Origin of the sequence: Streptomyces sp. NPDC006012, assembly GCF_042871185.1 — a bacterium.
In the GTDB taxonomy this organism is placed as follows: domain Bacteria; phylum Actinomycetota; class Actinomycetes; order Streptomycetales; family Streptomycetaceae; genus Streptomyces.
In genome coordinates this window covers 34338-49500 of record NZ_JBIAIE010000018.1, presented here as the reverse complement: position 1 = coordinate 49500, position 15163 = coordinate 34338, and the positions used below count along the sequence as shown (strand labels likewise).

Below are 15163 nucleotides of genomic sequence, written 5' to 3'. Positions count from 1 at the left end.
CCTGCTTCTTCTCTCTGCTTCTTCTCTCGGCTTCTGCTTCTGCTTCTTTCTGCTTCCCCTGTGACCACGCGCCCGACGGGGTGCGTCACCTCCGCCGGGAGCGTCGTCACTCAGGTCCGGCTGCGTCCTGCTCCGGCTGCGCGGGGACCGGCGGCGGGGTCGGGCGGAGCTTCAGCCAGGCCAGGAAGAACAGGCCGAGGAGCAGCATGCCGAGGCCGGTCCACAGGTTGATGTTGACGCCCTGCGCCTTGTCGATGGCGGACTGCGAGTCGGTGATGCCGACGATCGTGACGATGACGCCGTACAGGACGAACAGGCCGCCGATGATGCGCCGCAGGTCGAAGATGCGGGCGGCGGTCGTCGACCGCTGTTCCAGCTCGCTGACTTCCCGCTGGACGTCCCGCTCGGAAAATCCGGACGGCCCGGAGTGCTCGGAGTGCCCGGAGTGCTCGGGGTGTTCGGGTTGCTCGGTCATGGTTGCTCGGACTCCCTTCGGTGGCCGTCAGAACGAGAACGGGATGTAGCAGGCCGCGGCCAGTACCACGGCGCCCCAGCCCAGCAGGGCGGGCCTGCGGTACCAGGCGTCGTCGCCGGCCGCGGGGGCCTCGGTCATCCCCGGGGACCTCGTGCCGTAGACCAGCCCCTGCAGATCCTCGGCCGGCTTCGGGTTGGTGAACAGCGACACCGCGACCATGACGACGGCACCGGCGACGAAGCCCGCGATGGCGGAGACGAAGTTGGCGCCCTGGTCGGAGGGGATGCTGATGATGTCCTTCTTGTACAGCACGAAGTAGTTGACCATCGCGGTCACGGTCCCGGCGAGCAGACCCCAGAAGCCGGACTTCGCGGAGGCGCGCTTCCAGAACATGCCCACGATGAAGACCACGAACATCGGCACGTTGAAGAAGGAGAACAGCGTCTGGAGATAGCTCATGATGTTCGAGAACGAGGACGCCAGGAACGCCGTGCCGATCGAGGCGAACACACCGATCGCGGTGATCAGCCGGCCGAAGCGGACGTAGTACGCGTCCTCGCGGCCCCTGACCACGTACTTGGCCCAGATGTCGTTCGTGAACACCGTGTTGAACGAGGACACGTTGGCCGCCATACCGGCCATGAACGCGGCCAGCAGACCGGTGACCGCGATGCCGAGCACGCCGTTGGGCAGCAGTTCCTGCATGAGGTAGGGGATGGCGTCGTTGTACTGGAGCCCGGAGGACGAGGTGCCGATGTTCGGCACCAGCGCGGCGGCCACCAGGCCCGGGATCATCACCAGGAAGACGATGAAGATCTTCGGGTACGCGGCGATCAGCGGGGTGCGCTGGGCGGCCGAGAGGTTCTTCGCGGACAGGGCGCGCTGCACCTCGGCGAAGTTGGTCGTCCAGTAGCCGAAGGACAGGACGAAGCCTAGGCCGAGGACGATGGTCAGCCAGTTGGCGCCGAGCGGATTGACGTGCCCGATGCCGGTGCCGCCCCAGGCGGTGGTGAAGTTGTCCCCGTGGGCCGCGGTGAGCTTGTCGGTCAGCCCGCCCCAGCCGCCGACCTTCTTCAGGCCGAGGATGGTGATCGGGATGAGGGCGGCCAGGATCACGAAGAACTGCAGCACCTCGTTGTAGATCGCGGAGGACAGCCCGCCGAGGGTGATGTAGGCGAGCACGAAGAGGCCGGCGACCACGATCGCCACCCACTGCGGCCAGCCGAGGAGGGCCTCGACGACGATCGCGAGGGCGTAGAGGTTCACACCGGCGATCAGAATGGCGGCGAACGCGAACAGGATCGAACTAAGCAGGTGGGCGGACCGGTCGAAGCGCAGCAGCAGGAACTCGGGGACCGAGCGGACCTTGCTGCCGTAGTAGAACGGCATCATCACCAGGCCGAGGAAGACCATGGCCGGGATGGCGCCGATCCAGTACCAGTGGACGGTGTACGCGCCGTACTGGGCGCTGTTGGCGGCCATGCCGAGGATCTCGGTGGCGGCGAGGTTGGCGGAGATGAAGGCGAGGCCGGTGATCCAGGCGGGCAGCGAGCGCCCGGAGAGGAAGAAGTCGAGGCTGGTCCTGACCGACCGGCGGGCGGCCAAGCCGATGCCCAGCACGACGACGAAGTAGATCGCCAGGATCGTGTAGTCGAGCCAGTTGGTGGGAAGCCGTAGCTCCGCTGCCAGATATGTGGGGGTTTGTGTGGGGGTTTGCATGAGTACTCGCTTCGTTGCGCGAACTGATACGTAGCGAAAGCTATGCCTCGGCGTTCAGGTGTTGGAGAGTTTCCATGGTGTTCTTTGTTTGATTGTGATCGTGCGAGGGGGTGTGGATTCTGATCCGTTATGTTTGATTGTGTTGAATGATTGGGTGCGGACATATGAGGAGTCCGGCGTGAAGAAGACCTCGACCCGGCTGGCCGACGGTCGTGAGCTGATCTACTACGACCTGCGGGACGACACGGTGCGCGACGCGGTGGACCACCGACCGCTCGACGCGACCGCGACGACCTCCGAGATCCGCCGCGACCCCCTGCTCGGCGACGCCGTCGCCATCGCCTCGCACCGGCAGGGCCGCACCTACCACCCGCCGGCCGACCAGTGCCCGCTGTGCCCCACCCGCGAGGGCCGGCTCAGCGAGATCCCGGACTCGTCGTACGACGTCGTCGTCTTCGAGAACCGCTTCCCCTCGCTGGCCGGCGACTCGGGCCGGTGCGAGGTGGTCTGCTTCACCTCGGACCACGACTCCTCCTTCGCGGACCTGAACGAGGAGCAGGCCCGGCTGGTACTGGACGCGTGGACCGACCGGACCTCGGAACTGTCCCATCTGCCCGCCGTGCACCAGGTGTTCTGCTTCGAGAACCGCGGCGCGGAGATCGGCGTGACGCTCGGTCACCCGCACGGCCAGATCTACGCCTACCCCTTCACCACCCCGCGCACCGCGCTGATGCTGCGCTCACTGGCCACCCACAAGGAGGCGACCGGCGGCGAGAACCTCTTCGACGCCGTCCTGGAGCGCGAGACGGCCGGCGAACGGGTCGTCCTGGAAGCGGAACACTGGGTGGCCTTCGTGCCGTACGCTGCGCACTGGCCCTACGAGGTCCACCTGTACCCGAAGCGCCGGGTGCCCGATCTGCTGGGTCTCGACGAGGCCGCGCGCTCAGAATTCCCCAAGGTCTACCTGGAACTCCTGCGGCGCTTCGACCGGATCTTCGACGAGCGGACGGAAGGGGAGCGGACCGTGGCCGACAACGCCGCGGGCGGGAACCGCACGGGTCAGCCCTCCACGCCCTACATCGCGGCCTGGCACCAGGCCCCGTTCGGCGCGCTGGACGAGTTCGACGGTGTGACGCGCGACGACTTCGCGCTTCACCTGGAGCTTTTCACCATTCGCCGGACTTCGGGCAAGCTGAAGTTCCTCGCGGGTTCCGAGTCGGGCATGAGCGTGTTCATCAACGACGTGCCGCCGGAGCGCGCGGCCGAGCGACTGCGAGAGGTAACGAGTCAATGAGCAAGTATCTGGTCACCGGCGGTGCGGGCTATGTCGGCAGCGTGGTGGCCCAGCACCTGCTGGAGGCCGGTCACGAGGTGACCGTCCTCGACAACCTCTCCACCGGTTTCCGTGCGGGCGTCCCCGCCGACGCGGCCTTCGTCGAGGGCGACATCCGCGACGCCGCCAAGTGGCTCGACTCCTCCTACGACGCCGTGCTGCACTTCGCCGCCTCCTCCCAGGTCGGCGAGTCGGTCACGAAGCCGGAGAAGTACTGGGAGAACAACGTCGGCGGCACCATGGCGCTGCTCGGCGCCATGCGCGACGCGGGCGTGCGCCGGCTGGTCTTCTCCTCCACGGCGGCGACCTACGGCGAGCCCGAGCAGGTCCCGATCGTGGAGAGCGCCCCCACCCGGCCCACCAACCCCTACGGCGCCACCAAGCTCGCCGTCGACCACATGATCACGAGCGAGGCGACGGCGCACGGCCTCGCCGCCGTCTCCCTGCGCTACTTCAACGTGGCCGGCGCGTACGGCGCGTACGGCGAGCGCCACGACCCCGAGTCGCACCTGATCCCGCTCGTGCTCCAGGTCGCCCAGGGCCGGCGCGAGGCCATCTCCGTCTACGGCGACGACTACCCGACCCCCGACGGCACCTGCGTCCGTGACTACATCCACGTCGCCGACCTGGCCGAGGCCCATCTGCTGGCGCTGCGGTCCGCCGCCCCCGGCGAGCACCTGATCTGCAACCTCGGCAACGGCAACGGCTTCTCGGTCCGCGAGGTCATCGAGACCGTCCGCCGGGTCACCGGCCACCCCGTCCCGGAGGTCGTCGCCCCCCGCCGCGGCGGCGACCCCGCGGTCCTGGTGGCCTCGGCGGCCACGGCCCGCGAAAAGCTCGGCTGGCAGCCGTCCCGCGCGGACCTCGCGGGCATCATCGCGGACGCCTGGACGTTCGCACAGCACATCTCCAAGGGGCAGTAGATGGCGTCAGCAGTGGCAACACAGCAGGTCCGCGAGGACTTCGTCCGGCTGTACGGAGCCGAACCCGAGGGCGTCTGGTCGGCGCCGGGCCGGGTCAACCTGATCGGCGAGCACACCGACTACAACGACGGCTTCGTCATGCCGTTCGCGCTGCCGCATGTGACGACGGCCGCCGTGACCCGCCGCACGGACGGCGTGCTGCGGCTGCACTCGGCGGACATCGACGGCGGCACCGGCCCGGCCGTGGAACTGAGGCTCGACGCGCTGGCCCCGCAGTCCGACCGGAACTGGACGGCGTACCCGGCCGGCGTGGTCTGGGCGCTGTGCGAGGCGGGCCACGCGGTGACCGGCGCCGACATCCACCTGTCCTCGACGGTCCCCACCGGCGCGGGCCTGTCGTCGTCGGCGGCGCTGGAGGTCGTGGTCGCGCTGGCCCTGAACGACCTGTACGAACTCGGCCTGCAACGCTGGCAGTTGGCCCGCCTGTGCCAGCGCACCGAGAACGTCTACGTCGGTGCGCCCACCGGCATCATGGACCAGACCGCGTCCGCGTGCTGCGAGGCGGGCCACGCCCTGTTCCTCGACACCCGCGACCTCTCCCAGCGGCAGATCCCCTTCGACCTGGCCGCCGAGGGCATGCGCCTGCTGGTCGTCGACACCCAGGTCAAGCACGCCCACAGCGACGGCGAGTACGGCAAGCGGCGGGCCGGCTGCGAGAAGGGCGCGGCCCTGCTGGGCGTGGACGCCCTGCGGGACGTGCCCTACGACGGTCTCGACGCCGCGCTCGCTCGGCTCGGCGACGAAGAGGAGGTGCGCCGCCTGGTGCGCCACATCGTCACCGAGGACCAGCGGGTGGAGCGGGTCGTGTCCCTGCTGGAGTCCGGCGACACCCGCGCCATCGGCCCGGTCCTGACCGAGGGTCACGCCTCTCTGCGGGACGACTTCCGCATCTCCTGCCCCGAACTCGACCTGGTGGTCGACACGGCGCTGGAGGCGGGCGCGGTGGGCGCGCGGATGACCGGCGGCGGCTTCGGCGGCTCGGCGATCGTCCTCGCCGAGGCGTCCGACGTCGAGACGATCACCAAGGCGGTCCAGGCCGCGTTCGCCGCGGCGGGCTTCACGGCCCCCCGCACCTTCGAGGCGGTACCGGCGGCGGGGGCGCACCGGCTGAGCTGACCGCGGACGGCGGCGCCGGGCACGGACGCCTGGCGCCGCCCCCGCTGTGATCGGTGTGGCCGACTGCCGGCCGTCGGAGATCGCTGCCGCCTGTCAGCCCAGCGTGATCCACCGTATGCCGATCCGCTCGACCTGGGCGGTCTCCGCGGCGTCGAGCGTCGCGCGACCCGTGGCCTTGCGCAGGAAGGCCGGCCCGTCCCAGCCGAGTTCACGCGCGGTGTCCAACTGCCCGGGCCCGAGCAGCAGTTCCAGCACGGCCGCACCGGCCTGCGGTGTCAGCCACGGTTCGCGTCCCAGCGCGTCCGCCAGGTCCAGCCCGTGCACCGCGACCTCCACCACCCTGGTGAGCAGGAACTCCGAGAGCAGCATCGCGTCGCCGTGACGCGTACGCACGACGCGGCCCGCCGGTTCGTCCCGGCACCTCTGAGCCACCCGCTGCCACATCGCGGCGAAGTCCGCGGCGAGCGCGGCGCCGTCGGCATGCCCGGCCGCGTGGTTCTGGGCCAGGCCGATACGCGCAGCGTCGGTCTGCGGGCTGAAGCGGTCGTCGGGCCGGTAGTACTCCACCGCAGTGACCTCGGCCCCGTCCGGAGCAGGGGCGTCCAGCATCTGCGGCAGCCACGCGATCACCACCCGGACGTGACCCAGCAACGCGCGCACGGACCAGGGTTCACACCGCGTCGGACGATCCCACTCGGACTCGGACAGAGCGGCGACCACACGGGAGAGCCGCCCGGCTTCGAGGCAGAACGCTTCCAGCACACGACCGTGATCCACGCCGGTCAAGCTAGCAGCGGCCGCTGCCGTACACCCGGGAGAGCGACCGCATCAGGCGGGCTCACGGTCTCAAGCTGCGGCGCTCCCGCGGCTTCGGGAGCACCGGGCCGCCCAGGCCCCGCGTGGGCGGCCTTTCACTGCTGAGTCCCGCCCTCGGCCAGAGGCCCGACAGCCTTCAGCTAGGGGACCAGCGCCTTCGTCAGCGTGTACTCCGTGACCCCCGGCGGATAGTCCGGGATCACGCACACCACCTCGAACCCCTGCTTCCGGTAGAACTCCGGCGCCTGGAAGTCCCAGGTCTCCACCCGTGCCGCCCAGCAGCCGCGGTCCTCGCCGGCCAGCCGCTCGGCCTCCGTGAGCAGACGGGCGCCGAGGCCCGCGCGACGGTGCCGGGCGTCGACCCAGAGGTACGTCAGGTGCAGCCAGGCCGCCCAGGTATGGCCGACCAGCCCGCCGGCCAGCTCCCCCGAGGCGTCCAACGCCCAGACATGCAGGGGGACTTCGCGTGCGCCGGGCGTGCCGCTCAGGGCGGCCAGGGCAGGGGACGCCGTCGTATTGGAGTTCCGCAGCCGGGACCGGAGCAGATCACGTCGGGCCTTGTCGACTTCTGCCTCAATACGAAACATGCGGCACACCATAAACGCGTCGGACGCCGAGTTCTGCGAATTGGCTTCCCCATCCGGCCCCCATCCGTACTCTGATGAGCAGCACCGGTGGGGGCCGGTGCCGATCAGGGGGCGAGACAGGCGGGTACGACGCCCGCGGCGGGGGTAGCAGTGACAGCACGGCGGCGGCCGTGTGGTCGATTCCGCCAGCCACAGCGTCGTACCCGCAAGGTCGTCGTTCCTCGGACCTTTGGGGGCATCCCCTGCTCGTCGAGAGCATGGGGAAGGGGGTTTCATGGTTCGCATCCGAGTCCTGGTCGTCGACGACCACCGCATCTTCGCCGAGTCGCTCGCCGCGGCTCTGGCCGCCGAACCGGACGTGGAGGTCTCCGCGGCCGGCAGCGGCCCGGCGGCGCTGCGCTGCCTGGAGCGGGCGGCCGGTGAGGGCCGCCGCTTCGACGTGCTGCTCGTCGACGCCGATCTGGGCGGCCTGCTGCCCGGCGCACGCGCCGCGGTGCCGGTGCAGGCGAGCAACGAAGAGGGCCTGGTGGACGGGATCTCGCTGGTCGCGGGGGTCCGATCGGCGTACCCGGGGGTGCGGACCGTCGTCCTCGCCGAACGGGACGAGGCACGCCGCGCCGCACTCGCGCTGCAGGCCGGCGCGTCCGGCTGGGTCGCCAAGGACTGCTCGCTGTCCCGGCTGCTCAACGTCATCCGGGGTGTGCTGCGCGACGAGACGCATCTGCCGCCCGCGCTGCTCACTGGCGTGCTGCGCGAACTGACCGCCGCGCGCAAGCACCGTAGCGAGAGCGAGCAACTGGTCGAGTCGCTCACCCCGCGGGAGCGGGAGGTGCTGCGCTGCATGGTCGCCGGGCTCGGCCGCAAGGCGGTCGCCGAGCGGCTGTTCCTGTCCCCGCACACCGTGCGCACCCACATGCAGAACGTCCTCGGCAAGCTGGGCGTCCACTCCACCCTCGCCGCCGTGGCCCTGGCCCGCCGCGCCGGGGTGGGTCCGGTCGACCTAACCAGGGATGTTGTCGAACGGGGCGGTCAGCTGGCGTAGCAGCCCGGCCAGTTCGGTGCGCTCGGTACGGGACAGCTCCGCGAGGATCGCCCGTTCCTGCTCCAGCAGGCCCGCCAGCGCCTCGTCCGCGCGGTTCTGGCCCTTCGGCGTGAGGCGGACCAGCACGCCGCGCCGGTCGCTGGGGTCGGGCAGCCGCTCGACCAGGCCCTTCTTCGCCAGCCGGTCGATGCGGTTCGTCATCGTGCCCGAGGTGACCAGGGTCTGGGTCAGCAGTTGCCCGGGGGAGAGCTGGTAGGGCGTGCCGGCCCGCCGGAGCGCGGTCAGGACGTCGAACTCCCAGGGCTCCAGCTGATGCTCGGCGAAGGCCAGCCGACGTGCCCGGTCCAGGTGCCGGGCCAGCCGGCTCACCCGGCTGAGCACCTCAAGGGGTTCCACGTCGAGGTCCGGGCGCTCCCGGCGCCACGCCGCGACCAGCCGATCGACCTCGTCCTCCATGGCGATCAGTGTAATGGTTGTGTCGACATTAAGTCTCTTGAGATCGAGTATCTTCATTTCAAGTGTCTTGACGTCAAGGTATATCGGGGAGGAGAGTGGCGATCACAACGGTGTACGACCCCGAGGAGCCCGCCATGTCCGCCGCCTCCCCCACCTGGGACCCCGCCCAGTACCTCCGGTACGCCGGACCCCGCACCCGTGCCTTCACCGACCTGCTCGCCCGCGTCCCCGACCCGCCCGCGCCGGCGCCCCGCATCGCCGACCTCGGCTGCGGCCCCGGCAACGTCACCCGGCTGCTCGCCGACCGCTGGCCCACCGCGCACATCACCGGCTACGACAACTCCCCGCAGATGCTCGCCGACGCCCGGGCCCACGCCGGCCCCACACCCGGCGGCGGCCACCTCGACTTCGCCCCCGCCGACCTCGCCGACTGGACGCCCGGCGAGACGTACGACCTGATCGTCTCCAACGCCACCCTGCAGTGGGTCCCCGGCCACCTGGACGCCTTCCCGCACTGGCTGGCCGCCCTCGCACCCGGCGGCACCCTCGCCTTCCAGGTGCCGGACAACATCGACGCGCCGCTGCACGCCCTGATGCGCGAACTCGCCGCCGGCCCCCGCTGGCGGGCCCGCCTCGCCCACGTCCTGCGCCGCACGGACTCCGTCCACCTCCCCGGCGTCTACCTGGACCACCTGGCCCGGCTCGGCTGCACGCCCGACGTCTGGGTGACGACGTACCACCACGTCCTGACCGGCGAGGACCCCGTCCTCGACTGGGTCAAGGGCAGCGGCCTCAGGCCCGTCCTCACCGCCCTCGCGGACGACCCCGAGGCCCGGGACGCGTTCCTCGCCGACTACCGCGGCCTGCTGCGCGAGGCGTACCCGAGCACCGAGTACGGCACCGTCCTGCCCTTCCGGCGGCTGTTCGCCGTCGCCGTGAAGGAGGCATGAGGGTGATCGCCGCACTGCGCTTCTTCAGCGCGGACCCGGTGGGCAACCGGCTGGAGTTCCTGGCGCCGGCCGTCACAGCTCGTCGAGCGCGCCCGAGCTGATGTCGATGTCGATGCCGAACGGCACGGACAGCTCCAGCTTGTCGTGGTGGATGCCGGTGAGTACGTAGGTCCTGCTCGCCGGATCCAGTGTGTAGGTCCGCACCACCGGGTGCTGATCCCCCTCGGCCATCTCGACCAGCCAGAAGTGCGGGATGCCGGCGGCCGCGTACTTCAGAGGTTTGGTGTCCCGGTCACGGGCCTCGGAGTCCGGCGAGACGACCTCGACCGCGAGGAGCAGGTCTTCGGCCCGGTACCGGGTCTGCTCCCGGCCGGTGAAGGCATCCGCTCGGATGACGCAGACGTCGGGTTCCGGGGCGTTGCGGTCATTCAGGACGACAGTCATCTCGCGACGCACCTTCAACCCGCTCGGCAGCTTCCGACGCAGGCCCACCATCAGCAAGTCGATCACAATGCTGCGGAAATCACGCTGCGGACTCACGAAAACCAGGCTCCCGTCGATCAACTCGGTGTGCGGCGGGAGGTTCGGCAGGGTGAACAGGTCGTCGACCGTGAAACCCTCGGGTGGCGGCACGGGCAGGTGAATGCCGGGCTCGGAGTCGTGTGCGGCGCCCGGCTCGGCAGTCATGGTGATTCCTCCCATGAGCGGGATTCTCGGCCTGGGTACCCACGGTAGCCGCCGAAACCGGCAACGGGTCATCACAACGGGTGATCATCCCCCGGTTGTCGTGGGCACCGCTAACTCCTACGGTGCCCGATCAGCCGCGGCTTCGGCTCCAGGCCGTCCAGGCCGTGCCACGCCAGGTTCACCAGGTGCGCGGCCACCTCCGCCTTCTTCGGGCGGCGCACGTCCAGCCACCACTGGCCGGTCAGCGCCACCATGCCCACCAGGGCCTGCGCGTACAGCGGCGCCAGCTTGGGGTCGAAACCGCGGCTCTTGAACTCACGGCCCAGGATGTCCTCCACCTGGGTGGCGATGTCCGAGATGAGCGAGGCGAAGGAACCCGTCGACTGCGGGATGGGGGAGTCGCGGACCAGGATCCGGAAACCGTCCGTGTACTCCTCGATGTAGTCGAGGAGCGCGAAAGCGGCCTGCTCGCACAGTTCACGCGGGTGGCCGGCTGTCAGCGAACTGGTCACCATGTCCAGCAGGCGGCGCATCTCGCGGTCGACCACCACCGCGTACAGCCCCTCCTTGCCGCCGAAGTGCTCGTAGACCACCGGCTTGGAGACCCCGGCCTTCGCCGCGATCTCCTCCACCGACGTGGCTTCGAAACCCTTCGCCGCGAAGAGGGTACGACCGATCTCCAGCAGTTGCTGGCGGCGCTCGGCACCGGTCATGCGGGTGCGGCGCGCTCGCCGCGGCTTCTCGGGACTTGGGGTGCTGGAGTCGGTCGCCACGGCGTCAATCATGCCGTCTGCGCGGTCTCCGCCTCGCGTCCGGAACCGCCTTCCCCGGTGTTGCGGCGCGAATCGATACGTGAGCGTGACGGCCAGCGCACGTCGTACGCCCAGCCGAACCGCTCGAACCGGCGGATGAACCACGCCGAGGAGTCCAGCTGACCGCGTTCCACACCGTGCCGGGCCGACGTCGGGTCGGCGTGGTGCAGGTTGTGCCAGGACTCGCCGCACGACAGGACCGCCAGCCACCACACGTTCCCGGACCGGTCGCGGGAGCGGAACGGCCGCTTGCCCACGGCGTGGCAGATCGAGTTGATCGACCAGGTCACGTGGTGCAGCAGCGCCACCCGGACCATGGACCCCCAGAAGAACCCGGTGAACGCGCCCCAGAAGGACATGGTGGCCAGGCCGCCGATCACCGCGGGCAGCGCCAGCGACACCACGGTCCACATCACGAACTGGCGGGAGACCGCCCTGATCGCCGGGTCCTTGATCAGATCCGGCGCGTACTTCTCCTGCGACGTCTGCTCCTCATCGAACATCCAGGCGATATGAGCCCACCACAGGCCCTTCATCAGCGCCGGCACGGTCTCGCCGTAACGCCACGGCGAGTGCGGGTCGCCCTCCGCGTCGGAGAACTTGTGGTGCTTGCGGTGATCGGCCACCCACCGCACCAGGGGACCTTCGACCGCCATCGACCCCATGATCGCAAGCGCGATCCGCAAGGGCCGCTTCGCCTTGAACGCGCCATGCGTGAAATAGCGGTGGAAACCGATCGTGATGCCGTGGCAGCCGAGGTAGTAGAAGAAGACCAGCAGACCGAGGTCCAGCCAGCTGACCCCCCAGCCCCAGGCCAGTGGCACCGCCGCGACCAGCGCGAGGAACGGGACGGTGATGAACAGCAGCAGCGTGATCTGCTCGATCGAGCGCTTCTGCTCGCCACCCAGCGTGGCGGACGGGACCAAGGGGTCGGTGGCCTTCCGGTCGTCTTCGATCACATCGGAACTACTGGTCATGGGACGTCCCCTGGGGAGTCGAGGGCCGAGACGGGTGCCGGGCCGCCGGAACCGTACGGGACGGAGCGGTCGTCCCTACGGTTCCGTAACCTACGGCGTCGTAAGTATGGCAGCGCCGCGTGCCGCGGCAAGAGCCCGTGAGCCTGCGCGTCCGCATGGACACCTATCCTGGAACCCGGTCGGACAGCGCGGTCCGCTCTGATTACTTCCCGGCAGTCCCGCCCGTATGCGGCACCCGCCGCCGCGGCGGACGACCGGGTTCTCCTAAGGACGAACCCTCCCGTCTCCCACTACCGCCCGTCTGGGGAGTCGCTGACGCGACACACATCCTCAACACTGCAAGGAGTCGCATCTGTGAGCAGTGCCGACGATCAGACCATCACGACCAGCACTGAGCTGCGCGCCGACATCAGGCGACTGGGTGACCTCCTCGGCGAGACCCTCGTGCGGCAGGAGGGTCCCGAGCTGCTCGAACTGGTCGAGAAGGTCCGCCGCCTCACCCGCGAGGACGGCGAAGCCGCCGCCGAGCTGCTGCGTGGCACCGAACTGGAGACCGCGGCCAAACTGGTGCGCGCCTTCTCCACCTACTTCCACCTCGCCAACGTCACCGAACAGGTCCACCGCGGCCGCGAACTGCGCGCCCGACGCGCCGCCGAGGGCGGCCTGCTCGCCCGCACCGCCGACCGCCTCAAGGACGCCGACCCCGAGCACCTGAAGCAGACGGCCCGGCACCTGAACGTTCGCCCAGTGTTCACGGCGCACCCCACCGAGGCCGCGCGCCGCAGCGTCCTCACCAAGCTCCGGCGCATCGCCGCGCTCCTGGAAACCCCCGTCATCGAGTCCGACCGCCGCCGGCACGACACCCGGCTGGCCGAGAACATCGACCTGGTCTGGCAGACCGACGAACTGCGCGTCGTACGGCCCGAACCCGCCGACGAGGCCCGCAACGCGATCTACTACCTGGACGAACTGCACGCCGGCGCCGTCGGCGACGTCCTGGAGGACCTGACCGCGGAACTGGAGCGCGTCGGCGTCAAGATCCCCGACGCCAGCCGCCCGCTCACCTTCGGCACCTGGATCGGCGGCGACCGTGACGGCAACCCGAACGTCACCCCCGACGTCACCTGGGACGTCCTCATCCTCCAGCACGAGCACGGCATCAACGACGCCCTGGAGATGATCGACGAACTGCGCGGCTTCCTCTCCAACTCGATCCGCTACACCGGCGCCACCGAGGAACTCCTGCAGTCCCTCGACACCGACCTGGACCTGCTGCCGGAGATCAGCCCCCGCTACAAGCGGCTCAACGCCGAGGAGCCCTACCGGCTCAAGGCCACCTGCGTCCGCCAGAAACTCGTCAACACCAAGCAGCGCCTCGCCACCGGCACCCCGCACGAACCGGGCCGGGACTACCTCGGCACCGCCGAGCTGATCGGCGACCTGCGCCTCATCCAGACCTCCCTCAGGCAACACCGCGGCGGCCTGTTCGCCGACGGCCGCCTCGGCCGCAACATCCGCACCCTGGCCGCCTTCGGCCTCCAGCTCGCCACCATGGACGTACGCGAACACGCCGACGCCCACCACCACGCCCTCGGTCAGCTGTTCGACCGGCTCGGCGAGGAGTCCTGGCGCTACACCGACATGCCCCGCGAGTACCGGTCCAAGCTCCTCGCCAAGGAACTGCGCTCCCGCCGGCCGCTCGCACCCACCCCGGCACCGGTGGACGCCGCCGGCGCCAAGACCCTCGGCGTCTTCCAGACCGTCAAGCGCGCCCTGGAGATCTTCGGCCCCGACGTCATCGAGTCGTACATCATCTCCATGTGCCAGGGCGCCGACGACGTCTTCGCCGCCGCCGTCCTCGCCCGCGAGGCCGGCCTGATCGACCTGCACGCAGGCTGGGCGAAGATCGGCATCGTGCCGCTCCTGGAGACCACCGACGAGCTGAAGGCCGCCGACACCATCCTGGAGGACATGCTCTCCGACCCCTCCTACCGACGGCTCGTCGCCCTGCGCGGCGACGTCCAGGAGGTCATGCTCGGCTACTCCGACTCGTCCAAGTTCGGCGGCATCACCACCAGCCAGTGGGAGATCCACCGCGCCCAGCGCCGGCTGCGCGACGTCGCCCACCGCTACGGCGTCCGGCTGCGCCTCTTCCACGGCCGCGGCGGCACCGTCGGCCGCGGCGGCGGCCCCTCCCACGACGCCATCCTCGCCCAGCCCTGGGGCACCCTCGAAGGCGAGATCAAGGTCACCGAACAGGGCGAGGTCATCTCCGACAAGTACCTCGTCCCCTCCCTCGCCCGGGAGAACCTGGAACTGACCGTCGCGGCCACCCTGCAGGCATCCGCCCTGCACACGGCTCCCCGGCAGTCCGTGGAGGCCCTGGCCCGCTGGGACGCCGCCATGGACGTCGTCTCCGACGCCGCCCACACCGCCTACCGGCGCCTCGTCGACGACCCCGACCTGCCCGCCTACTTCTTCGCCTCCACCCCCGTCGACCAACTCGCCGACCTGCACCTCGGCTCACGGCCCTCGCGCCGCCCCGACTCCGGGGCCGGACTCGACGGACTGCGCGCCATCCCCTGGGTGTTCGGCTGGACCCAGTCCCGGCAGATCGTCCCCGGCTGGTTCGGCGTCGGCTCCGGCCTCAAGGCGCTGCGCGAGGCGGGCCTGCGGCAGGAAGGGGACACCGTCCTCGCCGAGATGCACGAACAGTGGCACTTCTTCCGCAACTTCATCTCCAACGTCGAGATGACCCTCGCCAAGACCGACCTGCGGATCGCCCGCCACTACGTCGACACCCTCGTCCCCGACGAACTGAAGCACGTCTTCGACACCATCGCCGCCGAACACGAACTGACGGTCCGCGAAATCCTGCGGATCACCGGCGAGGACGAACTGCTCGACGCCCAACCGGTCCTCAAGCAGACCTTCGCCATCCGCGACGCCTACCTGGACCCCATCTCCTACCTCCAGGTCGCCCTGCTCAAGCGGCAGCGCGACACGGCCGCCGCGGACGAGCAGCCCGACCCGCTGCTCTCCCGGGCCCTGCTCCTGACGGTCAACGGCGTCGCCGCGGGCCTGCGCAACACCGGCTGACCCCGGCCACCCGGCACGACGGTGCCCCCACGCCCACGGAAACCCGACACGGCGTGGGGGCACCGCTCTTGCCGGCGACGCCGGAACCATCCACCCGTACGGCCAGGACCG

General features: G+C 70.1%; 14 protein-coding genes. 6 read left to right on the top strand and 8 right to left on the bottom strand.

Features of this window, described 5'->3' with window-relative positions:
• Positions 1 to 106: 106 nt before the first annotated feature.
• Positions 107 to 475 carry a hypothetical protein gene (locus ACFYPJ_RS26575; protein WP_389022025.1) on the bottom strand — a complete coding sequence of 123 codons (369 nt, stop codon included), beginning with the start codon at positions 473 to 475 and terminating at the stop codon, positions 107 to 109.
• 27 nt (positions 476 to 502) lie between these two features.
• Complete coding sequence (locus tag ACFYPJ_RS26570) at positions 503 to 2194, bottom strand: sodium:solute symporter family protein (protein WP_389022022.1); 1692 nt, start codon at positions 2192 to 2194, stop codon at positions 503 to 505.
• Positions 2195 to 2372: 178 nt separating this feature from the next.
• On the opposite strand from ACFYPJ_RS26570, the gene galT reads away from it, so the two are divergent.
• Genes galT through galK form a run of 3 tightly spaced genes read left to right on the top strand, consistent with a single transcriptional unit; the run spans position 2373 to position 5626 of the window.
• Positions 2373 to 3488, top strand: a complete 1116-nt coding sequence (galT, locus tag ACFYPJ_RS26565; protein WP_389022019.1) for a galactose-1-phosphate uridylyltransferase — start codon at positions 2373 to 2375, stop codon at positions 3486 to 3488.
• Positions 3485 to 4450 (top strand): UDP-glucose 4-epimerase GalE, encoded by a 966-nt coding sequence (gene galE / locus ACFYPJ_RS26560; RefSeq protein WP_389022017.1) that lies wholly within the window; start codon positions 3485 to 3487, stop codon positions 4448 to 4450. Before galT ends, galE begins: the two co-directional genes overlap by 4 nt.
• Positions 4451 to 5626 carry a galactokinase gene (galK, locus tag ACFYPJ_RS26555; protein ID WP_389022015.1) on the top strand — a complete coding sequence of 392 codons (1176 nt, stop codon included), beginning with the start codon at positions 4451 to 4453 and terminating at the stop codon, positions 5624 to 5626.
• A gap of 93 nt (positions 5627 to 5719) precedes the next feature.
• On the opposite strand, the gene ACFYPJ_RS26550 is transcribed toward galK, so the two are convergent.
• Positions 5720 to 6403: a maleylpyruvate isomerase N-terminal domain-containing protein gene (locus ACFYPJ_RS26550; protein ID WP_389022013.1), complete on the bottom strand. Its 684-nt coding sequence runs from the start codon at positions 6401 to 6403 to the stop codon at positions 5720 to 5722.
• A 179-nt stretch (positions 6404 to 6582) separates the two neighbouring features.
• The gene (locus ACFYPJ_RS26545; RefSeq protein ID WP_389022011.1) at positions 6583 to 7041 is read right to left on the bottom strand and encodes a GNAT family N-acetyltransferase; all 459 of its coding nucleotides are present in this window, start codon (positions 7039 to 7041) and stop codon (positions 6583 to 6585) included.
• A 262-nt stretch (positions 7042 to 7303) separates the two neighbouring features.
• On the opposite strand from ACFYPJ_RS26545, the gene ACFYPJ_RS26540 reads away from it, so the two are divergent.
• Positions 7304 to 8071, top strand: a complete 768-nt coding sequence (locus tag ACFYPJ_RS26540) for a LuxR C-terminal-related transcriptional regulator (RefSeq protein WP_389022008.1) — start codon at positions 7304 to 7306, stop codon at positions 8069 to 8071.
• Here the strand turns inward: ACFYPJ_RS26540 and ACFYPJ_RS26535 are convergent.
• Positions 8030 to 8527, bottom strand: a complete 498-nt coding sequence (locus ACFYPJ_RS26535; protein ID WP_389022005.1) for a MarR family winged helix-turn-helix transcriptional regulator — start codon at positions 8525 to 8527, stop codon at positions 8030 to 8032. The genes ACFYPJ_RS26540 and ACFYPJ_RS26535 overlap by 42 nt on opposite strands.
• Before the next feature lie 134 nt (positions 8528 to 8661).
• On the opposite strand from ACFYPJ_RS26535, the gene ACFYPJ_RS26530 reads away from it, so the two are divergent.
• Entirely contained in the window at positions 8662 to 9477 is an 816-nt protein-coding gene (locus tag ACFYPJ_RS26530; RefSeq protein ID WP_389022314.1) for a trans-aconitate 2-methyltransferase, read from the top strand.
• Positions 9478 to 9549: 72 nt separating this feature from the next.
• On the opposite strand, the gene ACFYPJ_RS26525 is transcribed toward ACFYPJ_RS26530, so the two are convergent.
• The 3 genes from ACFYPJ_RS26525 to ACFYPJ_RS26515 form a co-directional block, all read right to left on the bottom strand.
• On the bottom strand, positions 9550 to 10164 hold the full coding sequence (locus ACFYPJ_RS26525) for a Uma2 family endonuclease (protein WP_389022002.1): 615 nt from the start codon (positions 10162 to 10164) through the stop codon (positions 9550 to 9552).
• Between the two features lie 110 nt (positions 10165 to 10274).
• On the bottom strand, positions 10275 to 10949 hold the full coding sequence (locus ACFYPJ_RS26520; protein WP_389021999.1) for a TetR family transcriptional regulator: 675 nt from the start codon (positions 10947 to 10949) through the stop codon (positions 10275 to 10277).
• Positions 10946 to 11953, bottom strand: a complete 1008-nt coding sequence (locus tag ACFYPJ_RS26515) for an acyl-CoA desaturase (RefSeq protein ID WP_389021996.1) — start codon at positions 11951 to 11953, stop codon at positions 10946 to 10948. Before ACFYPJ_RS26515 ends, ACFYPJ_RS26520 begins: the two co-directional genes overlap by 4 nt.
• A gap of 354 nt (positions 11954 to 12307) precedes the next feature.
• Here ACFYPJ_RS26515 and ppc point away from each other — a divergent pair, with 354 nt between their 5' ends.
• The gene (gene ppc, locus ACFYPJ_RS26510; protein ID WP_389021993.1) at positions 12308 to 15052 is read left to right on the top strand and encodes a phosphoenolpyruvate carboxylase; all 2745 of its coding nucleotides are present in this window, start codon (positions 12308 to 12310) and stop codon (positions 15050 to 15052) included.
• Positions 15053 to 15163: the final 111 nt, after the last annotated feature.

Excerpts from the sequence above, each read along its gene's own strand:
- ACFYPJ_RS26575 (WP_389022025.1), bottom strand. The coding sequence starts at position 475 with ATGACCGAGCAACCCGAACACCCCGAGCACTCCGGGCACTCCGAGCAC.
- ACFYPJ_RS26570 (WP_389022022.1), bottom strand. The coding sequence starts at position 2,194 with ATGCAAACCCCCACACAAACCCCCACATATCTGGCAGCGGAGCTACGG.
- galE (WP_389022017.1), top strand. The coding sequence starts at position 3,485 with ATGAGCAAGTATCTGGTCACCGGCGGTGCGGGCTATGTCGGCAGCGTG.
- galK (WP_389022015.1), top strand. The coding sequence starts at position 4,451 with ATGGCGTCAGCAGTGGCAACACAGCAGGTCCGCGAGGACTTCGTCCGG.
- ACFYPJ_RS26545 (WP_389022011.1), bottom strand. The coding sequence starts at position 7,041 with ATGGTGTGCCGCATGTTTCGTATTGAGGCAGAAGTCGACAAGGCCCGA.
- ACFYPJ_RS26540 (WP_389022008.1), top strand. The coding sequence starts at position 7,304 with ATGGTTCGCATCCGAGTCCTGGTCGTCGACGACCACCGCATCTTCGCC.
- ACFYPJ_RS26535 (WP_389022005.1), bottom strand. The coding sequence starts at position 8,527 with ATGGAGGACGAGGTCGATCGGCTGGTCGCGGCGTGGCGCCGGGAGCGC.
- ACFYPJ_RS26530 (WP_389022314.1), top strand. The coding sequence starts at position 8,662 with ATGTCCGCCGCCTCCCCCACCTGGGACCCCGCCCAGTACCTCCGGTAC.
- ACFYPJ_RS26525 (WP_389022002.1), bottom strand. The coding sequence starts at position 10,164 with ATGACTGCCGAGCCGGGCGCCGCACACGACTCCGAGCCCGGCATTCAC.
- ACFYPJ_RS26520 (WP_389021999.1), bottom strand. The coding sequence starts at position 10,949 with ATGATTGACGCCGTGGCGACCGACTCCAGCACCCCAAGTCCCGAGAAG.
- ACFYPJ_RS26515 (WP_389021996.1), bottom strand. The coding sequence starts at position 11,953 with ATGACCAGTAGTTCCGATGTGATCGAAGACGACCGGAAGGCCACCGAC.